Origin of the sequence: Mycobacterium sp. IS-2888, from assembly GCF_001954215.1 — a bacterium.
In the GTDB taxonomy this organism is placed as follows: domain Bacteria; phylum Actinomycetota; class Actinomycetes; order Mycobacteriales; family Mycobacteriaceae; genus Mycobacterium.
Window position 1 is genome coordinate 61772 of sequence record NZ_MBET01000021.1, and the last position, 7099, is coordinate 68870.

A 7099-nucleotide genomic window follows, 5' to 3' on the forward strand; every position below is an offset into this window, starting at 1 on the left:
CCAACCCACTACGCTGATCGAACGTGTCCCAAGCCGATGCCGATCTGCTGACCGCCGCGGCGGTCGCGCTGAACCGGCACGCCCCCGTGTTGCGTGAGCTCGGGTCGGCCTTCGCCGACGCGGGCCACGAGTTGTATCTGGTCGGCGGTTCGGTGCGGGATGCATTGCTGGGCCGGTTGAGCTCTCCAGACCTTGACTTCACCACCGACGCGCATCCGGAACAGGTGCAACAGTTCGTGCGGCCGTGGGCGGACAGCGTGTGGGACACCGGCATCGCGTTCGGAACGGTCGGAGTCGGCAAGGGCGACTATCGCCTCGAGATCACGACCTTTCGCGCCGACAGCTACGACCAGGTGTCGCGCAATCCCGAGGTGCGGTTCGGCGACCGGCTCGAGGACGATCTGGTGCGCCGCGACTTCACCGTGAACGCGATGGCCGTGCGCGTGACGCCGACCGGGCCGGGTGAATTCCTTGATCCCCTGGGCGGTTTGGCGGCGCTGCGCGCGCGCGTGCTGGACACCCCGTCGGCTCCGTCGGTGTCCTTCGGCGACGACCCGCTGCGGATGTTGCGCGCCGCGCGATTCGTATCGCAACTCGGCTTCACCGTCGCGCCGCGGGTGCGGACGGCGATCGAAGAGATGGCACCGCAGCTGGACCGGATCAGCGCCGAGCGGGTCGCCGCCGAGCTGGACAAGCTGCTACTCGGCGACGACCCCGTCGCCGGTATCGACCTGCTGGTGCAGACCGGGATGGGCGAGGTGGTGCTGCCCGAGGTCGGCGGCATGCAGATGGCCATCGACGAACATCATCAGCACAAGGACGTCTACCAACATTCGTTGACCGTGCTGCGGCAGGCGATCGCGCTGGAAGGCCCACGCCCCGAAGGCGGCCCGGATCTGGTGCTGCGCTGGGCCGCGTTGCTGCATGACATCGGCAAGCCGGCCACGCGGCGGCACGAGCCGAACGGCGGCGTCAGTTTCCACCACCACGAGGTGGTCGGTGCGAAGATGGCCCGGAAGCGGCTGCGGGCGCTGAAGTACTCCAAACAGATGGTCGACGACGTTTCGCAGCTGGTGTATCTGCATCTGCGATTCCACGGCTACGGCGACGGCAAGTGGACCGACTCCGCGGTGCGCCGCTACGTCACCGACGCCGGGCCGCTGCTGCCGCGGCTGCACAAGCTCGTCCGGGCCGACTGCACGACCCGCAACAAGCGGCGGGCCGCGCGCCTGCAGGCCAGCTACGACCGGCTGGAGGCGCGGATCGCCGAGCTGGCGGCCAAGGAGGACCTTGCGCGGGTGCGGCCCGACCTGGACGGCAACCAGATCATGGAGTTGCTCGACATCCCGGCGGGTCCGCAGGTCGGGGAGGCGTGGCGCTTTCTCAAAGAGCTGCGGCTGGAACGCGGCCCGTTGACCACCGAGGAGGCATCCGCCGAGCTGCTGGCGTGGTGGCGATCGCGGCGGAACCCGTAGCGCACACCGGGCGTCCGACAATTCGTGGATTACTGCTTGGCGGGAGATCAGGGCGCAGCGGCCATCTGGCACGGCCAGCCGGACCTCGACCTCGACGGAGACGGCCGCTTCGACGCCGTCGGCCTGGACTTCGACGGTGACGGAATGCGCGACGATGCGCTGGCCGATTTCGACGGTGACGGAATCGCCGACCACGCCGTGCTCGACCTCGACAACGACGGCACCCCCGAGAGCTACTTCACCGACGATGGGTCGGGGACATGGGCGGTCGCCGTCGACCGCGGCGGCCAGCTGCGCTGGTACTCACTCGACGGCGTCGAACACACCGGCGGTCCCCTGGTCAACTTCGACGGGCACGGCCGCCCCGACGATCGATTGCTCGATACCGACGGAAACGGTGTCGCCGACCGCGTGCTGTGCGCCGGCGAGAACGGCGCGACCGGGTATGTGGACACCGACGGCGACGGACACTGGAACATCCGGCTGACCGATTCCGACGGTGACGGCCTGGCCGACAGGGCGAGCGGCCTTTGACGATCATTGGCAGCGCGCTAAAGCTATCTGCTCGCCGCTTCTGACATGGCGTTACTGGCGTTTGGGCAAACGCCCAGCTCAGAACCTGTGGATGAAATAATTGAACTGAAGTGACAGCGGCCCATACCTGTCTAAACTTCTACCCATATCCCGGCTCGGGAGCATAGAACATCGAGGGAGAAACGCATGCCAAGCAGCCTCATTGTTACGCCGGAGCTCCTGCGTAGCACACAGCAACGGATCGAATCGCGACTGCAAGAGGCAGCCGCCATTGTCAATCAGTATTTGAGTGGCCACGAGAACATCATCAGCGCCACGGGGTGGTCCGGTCAGGCCGGGGCGACTTCACTTAACACCGCCGGTCAGATCAGCCACGATCTGCAGCAGGCGATGAACGGCGGTAACCGGTTGGCGCACGGCCTGGGCCAGGCCGCGGTGATGATGGAAAACCACGAAGCCGACTCAGCCCACAACCTCGCCGGTGTGTTCGGCGGGGGCACGCAGTCAACCTAAATCAACCCCCGATCAATTCCACCCCAGGCGTTTTCTAAGTAAGGAACCACTGACATGACAGATCACATCGTCTACAACCACGCCGCCGTTAGCGGCCTCTCCGGCGACATCGGGACACAGGCGGCCCAGCTGATGGAGATCCACGACGATGTCCTGCACCTCACGCAGGCCCTCGCTGACTTCTTCCAGGGCCATGGTGCGACGTCGTTCTTCGACGCGCAGCAGCAGATGCTGCACGGGCTGGAGGGCCTGATCCAAACCGTGAGCCTGCACGCCCACACGGTGGACAACGTCCATCAGGACGCGATCGCCACCGATGTAGGGATGGGACCGCTCTTCGGCGTCTAGCCCGCAACAACGGCAGCGAGGGGGGCGTGCGCGGACGCGTGCGCCCCTAGGGTCTGCGTCAAGGGAACACCGTGTTAACCACCACATTGGACGGGCTGTGGGCCCTTCAGGTCCTCAGCGGTATTGAGGTGCTGGCTCCCGAGCTGGGGCTGCGGCCGCACCTGCCCAGCGTCGAGCGCAAGCACATGGCGTTACAACATCCCGTGGCCGCCGAACTGCTGGCCGCCGGCGTGATCGACGAAACGGGCGCCGTGGACAGCACGGTGCTGGAGTGGCTGACCGTCGTGTCCCGCCGCGACATCGGACTGATCATCTACTTCCGCCTGCCCGACGACGACGATCCGCCGAAGGTACTGCTCGCGAGGTTCGCGCAATGGTGGGTCGCCATGGAGCGCTCGGCCGACATCGTCCGGCTCAGCGGCGCGGGAATCACGAGCAGTGAAGGCAGCGCCAACGCGGCACTCAACGCGCAGATCGAGCGGCTGTGCGGCTCCAATACAGCCGCGTCGCTGCGGCCCGTCACCCTGGACGCGGAAGCCATGCGCGCCGCCGCGACCAGCCTGGACGAGTTGCGCAGATTCTGCAGAAAGCAAGACCTCGAGCCCGATCAGTTGCACATGCTCGAGCTGGCCGCCGACCCAGCCCGTTCAGCCCAGGCCTCGATCGTCGCGATCCAGGCCGGAGTGGACACCGGCCGGCCCACACGGACCTTCGTCGACCAGGGCGGGGTGACTATCATCGATACGCCGGAAGGACGGCTGGTCGTCGAACAAGTCTCCGCCGCGGGCAAGCAGTGGACCATCATCGCCCCGGGTACCAAGAGCCACATCGCTTCCGCGATCAACCACATGGTGCGGCGCCTGCCGGCCGACCGGGAATGGTATTCGTACCGTAAAGTTGTCTAGTCGAGAGGTATCGCGAAAATGATAGCATCGGCATCGTGACAAATCCGTGGACGGCCTCATCCAATTCACCTGAACAGGGCGGACCGACTCGGAGAGAAGCACCCTCCGCTCGCCACCAAAACCCGAACTCGGTATCGGGAACATTACGTATCTCCGATATGGTCGCACCCCGCAAAATTCCGCCGGGTAGCGGTTGGCGCAAATTTGTATATCGGGCATCTTTCCGAGCCATTAACTTTGGCGAATCGCCCGCCGAAAGACATTATCGCGAATTGGTGGAGCGGATCCGGCGCCACATCCGCAAGCAGTACGTCATCGGGGTGGTGTCCGGAAAGGGCGGCGTCGGAAAGACCACGATGACCGCCTGCATCGGGGCGGTGTTCCGCGAATGCCGGCCCGAAAACGTCGTGGCCATCGACGCGGCTCCCGGCTTCGGGACGCTGGCCGGGCGCATCGACGAAAACCCGCCGGGCGACTACGCGGCCGTGCTCAACGACACCGACGTGCAGGGCTATGCGGACATCCGAGAGCACTTGGGACAGAACAACCTTGGGCTCGACGTGCTGGCCGGGAACCGAGCTTCGGACCAGCCGCGGCCGCTGGTGGCTTCGATGTTCACCGGGGTGCTGGCGCGGCTGCGCCGCACGCACACCGTCATCGTTGTGGACACCTCCGATGATCTGGAACATCCGGTGATGAAGGCGGTTCTCGACTCGTGCGACACGCTGGTCTTCGTGTCCGGGTTGACGGCCGACACTTCGCTGCCGGTCACCCGCGCGATCGACCTGTTGCGGTCGATGGGTTACCACGAACTGGTGTCCCGCAGCATGGTCATCCTGAACGACAGCCGCGATAAATATGATCGCGAGGCGCGCGCTTACCTCACCGAGCGATTCGAGCAATCGGGCGCGTCCGTCGAATTCATGCCGTACGACCCGTATCTCGCGAAAGGCGGGATAATTGACACGCAGCACGAGTTGAACAAGAAAACACGATTGCGGCTATTCGAGATCACCGCAGCATTGGCCGACAAATACATTCCAGATGCCGACAGGCCGCACTAATGGCGAAAGTGTCGTTTCCGGCGCGTTGTGCGGTTGCGGTCGTATGTGGAGAACACCTCGTTTCGCAGGTATATCCGGCTTCGGTGCCGATCGAGGTCTTCATCGACAACGTCGTCGAGCTCCTTAACGACGAGCTCAAGCGCCGGGGTCTGACGGGGCTCGAGCCCGGCATCGGGTACGAACTGCACAAAGCCAACGGCGTGCGACTGGACGTCACCAAAACGCTCGACGAACTCGGCGTCGAGGACGGCGCCACCCTGGCACTGGTCCCCGCGGTGGAAGGTGAGTCCTTCGAGCCGCAGTACGAATCGTTGTCCACCGGACTGGCCCGCATGGGCAAGAGATTGTTCGAGCCCGTCACCGTCCAAACCGCCGCCCACGTGGCTTTGATCATCCTCGCGATGGCCTGCGCGACGGTGCTGGGATTGGCTCTGCGCCAACGGCTCTCGACCGACTCCTTGCTGCCGGCCATCGTGACCGGCACCGCCGGTGTGCTGATCGGTGGCGGCGCCTGGACAGTGTGGCGGTGGTGGCCGGATCGCACCGACATGGTCGACGGGCTCGGTTGGCTCGCGCTACCCCTGCTCTCGGCAGCCGTCGCGTTCGGGGCGCCCGGCCGCCTTGGTTCGGCGCATGTGTTCATCGCGGCCCTGGCGGCCGCGGTGCTGACGTGTGGAATCGCCACGGTCACGGGGCGCCACGCCAATGTGGCGGCGACGGTGGTGACGGTGCTCGTCCTCGGTGGGGCGGCAGCCGCGGCACGGATGTGGTGGCCGATTCCCGCCCAGTGGCTTGGAATGTGCACCCTGGTTGTCTTGCTGCTGCTGCTGACCATGGCCCCGACGATCGCCCTGTGGGTGGCGCGGATCCGGCCACCGTACTTCGGATCGATCACGGGGCGCGATCTGTTCCGTCGCAGCGCCGGCCTCCCGGTCGATGCGGTGGCGCCCGTCGACGAGGGCGCCGACGAAGAAGTGAATCCGGACACCACCCCGCGCGGTGCGCTGATCGCGACGGCGGCGACGCGCGCGAATAACGTCCTGACCGGAATTTGCGTCGGGGCCGGGCTGACGCTGCCCGCCGCGGTGTGGGCCACGTTGATGCCCGGCCGCGGTAAGAGCGTGGCGGCCGCGGTGCTGGCCGGACTGTTCGTGGTGATCTTCATCAGCCGCGGACGCGCGTTCGCCGACAAGCGGCAGGCTATCGCCCTGGTGTGTGGCGCCGCGGCCGCGACGTGCGTCGGCGTCGTCAAATACGTTGTGCACGAGCCTGCCGCCTCCGAGTACTCCGTGCTGTGGGGCGCACTGGTATTGGCCGCGTTCGGCGGTGCCGGTCTGCTCGCCGCGCTGCTGGTGCCGATCACCAGGTTCACCCCGCTGGTGCGGATGATCGCCGAGTGGGTGGAGATAGCCGCGATCATCGCGGCCCTGCCGCTGGCGGCCTGGATCGGTGGATTGTTCACCTGGGTGCGCATGCGATGACCCGGATTGCTCTCGGGACCCGGGGTGCGCTGCGGGCCGCACCACAACGGATCGCCGCGATGACATTGACGAGCCTGCTCGTTGCGCTGTTAGCGAGCCTTCCTGCGGCGCAGGCGATTCCGCCGCCGATCGTCGACCCCGGCCGCGTACCGGCCGACGGCAAGCCCGCCCCGGATCAGCCGATGCGGCAAAGCTTCGCCTGTGCCCGGACGATTACGGTCGCCGATCCGAACGTGGCCCTGCCCGCGCCCGGGTTCACGATGCTGAACGTCAGCAAGGCTTGGCAATACTCGACCGGTAACGGCGTGCCGGTGGCCGTCATCGACACCGGCGTCAACCCGAGCCGGCGGTTGCCGGTCGTCGCCGGCGGCGACTACATCATGAGCGGTGACGGGCTGACGGACTGCGACGCGCACGGAACCATCGTGGCGTCGCTGATTGGCGCTGCCCCGCAAGGCATTCCGATGCCCGCACCGATGCCGAGCGCCCCGGCCTTCTTGCGTCCCTCCATGCCGCCCGGACCCGGATTGGCGGGTTCGTAGGCCCGCGAAGACTGCCGGATCGAAATGATCACCGCGTGCGGCGCGACGCCGACGATTCCATCGGGTGCCCCCGGCGGCGGCGGCGGCACCTCGGGATCGTCGGGCTGGTTCGGCGCCGGATCCCCGGGCCCGTTGGAGGGCACGTCCGGTGGCGGTGGTGGCGGCGGTGCCGGCGGTGGCGGCACGATTTGGGTGATCGTCACCGGGGGCGGCGGTTTGGACGGTGACGGGCTCGAA

Annotated in this window: 7 protein-coding genes and 2 pseudogenes; all 9 read left to right on the forward strand. The window is 66.5% G+C overall.

The window, feature by feature from the left end; translation table 11 throughout:
- Positions 1 to 23: 23 nt before the first annotated feature.
- Entirely contained in the window at positions 24 to 1475 is a 1452-nt protein-coding gene (locus tag A5745_RS03450; RefSeq protein ID WP_076115102.1) for a CCA tRNA nucleotidyltransferase, read from the forward strand.
- Positions 1476 to 1499: 24 nt separating this feature from the next.
- Positions 1500 to 2009, forward strand: coding sequence for a pullulanase (locus A5745_RS03455; RefSeq protein WP_076115103.1), 510 nt, complete (start codon positions 1500 to 1502; stop codon positions 2007 to 2009).
- Between the two features lie 186 nt (positions 2010 to 2195).
- Entirely contained in the window at positions 2196 to 2522 is a 327-nt protein-coding gene (locus A5745_RS03460; RefSeq protein ID WP_076115104.1) for a WXG100 family type VII secretion target, read from the forward strand.
- 54 nt (positions 2523 to 2576) lie between these two features.
- Positions 2577 to 2870 carry a WXG100 family type VII secretion target gene (locus A5745_RS03465; protein WP_076115105.1) on the forward strand — a complete coding sequence of 98 codons (294 nt, stop codon included), beginning with the start codon at positions 2577 to 2579 and terminating at the stop codon, positions 2868 to 2870.
- Positions 2871 to 2941: 71 nt separating this feature from the next.
- The gene (locus A5745_RS03470; protein ID WP_076115106.1) at positions 2942 to 3775 is read left to right on the forward strand and encodes an ESX secretion-associated protein EspG; all 834 of its coding nucleotides are present in this window, start codon (positions 2942 to 2944) and stop codon (positions 3773 to 3775) included.
- 35 nt (positions 3776 to 3810) lie between these two features.
- Positions 3811 to 4839 (forward strand): MinD/ParA family protein, encoded by a 1029-nt coding sequence (locus A5745_RS03475; RefSeq protein ID WP_076060063.1) that lies wholly within the window; start codon positions 3811 to 3813, stop codon positions 4837 to 4839.
- Positions 4839 to 6320 carry a type VII secretion integral membrane protein EccD gene (gene eccD / locus A5745_RS03480; protein WP_076060064.1) on the forward strand — a complete coding sequence of 494 codons (1482 nt, stop codon included), beginning with the start codon at positions 4839 to 4841 and terminating at the stop codon, positions 6318 to 6320. Before A5745_RS03475 ends, eccD begins: the two co-directional genes overlap by 1 nt.
- Before the next feature lie 59 nt (positions 6321 to 6379).
- A pseudogene (locus A5745_RS03485) lies at positions 6380 to 6838 on the forward strand (type VII secretion-associated serine protease); the annotation flags it as partial.
- A gap of 48 nt (positions 6839 to 6886) precedes the next feature.
- Positions 6887 to 7099 (forward strand): annotated as a pseudogene (locus A5745_RS25275) (PE family protein); the annotation flags it as partial.

What these genes read in the sequence shown, in the direction of transcription:
- A5745_RS03465 (WP_076115105.1), top strand. Translation starts at nt 2,577, where the DNA reads ATGACAGATCACATCGTCTACAACCACGCCGCCGTTAGCGGCCTCTCC.
- A5745_RS03460 (WP_076115104.1), top strand. Translation starts at nt 2,196, where the DNA reads ATGCCAAGCAGCCTCATTGTTACGCCGGAGCTCCTGCGTAGCACACAG.
- eccD (WP_076060064.1), top strand. Translation starts at nt 4,839, where the DNA reads ATGGCGAAAGTGTCGTTTCCGGCGCGTTGTGCGGTTGCGGTCGTATGT.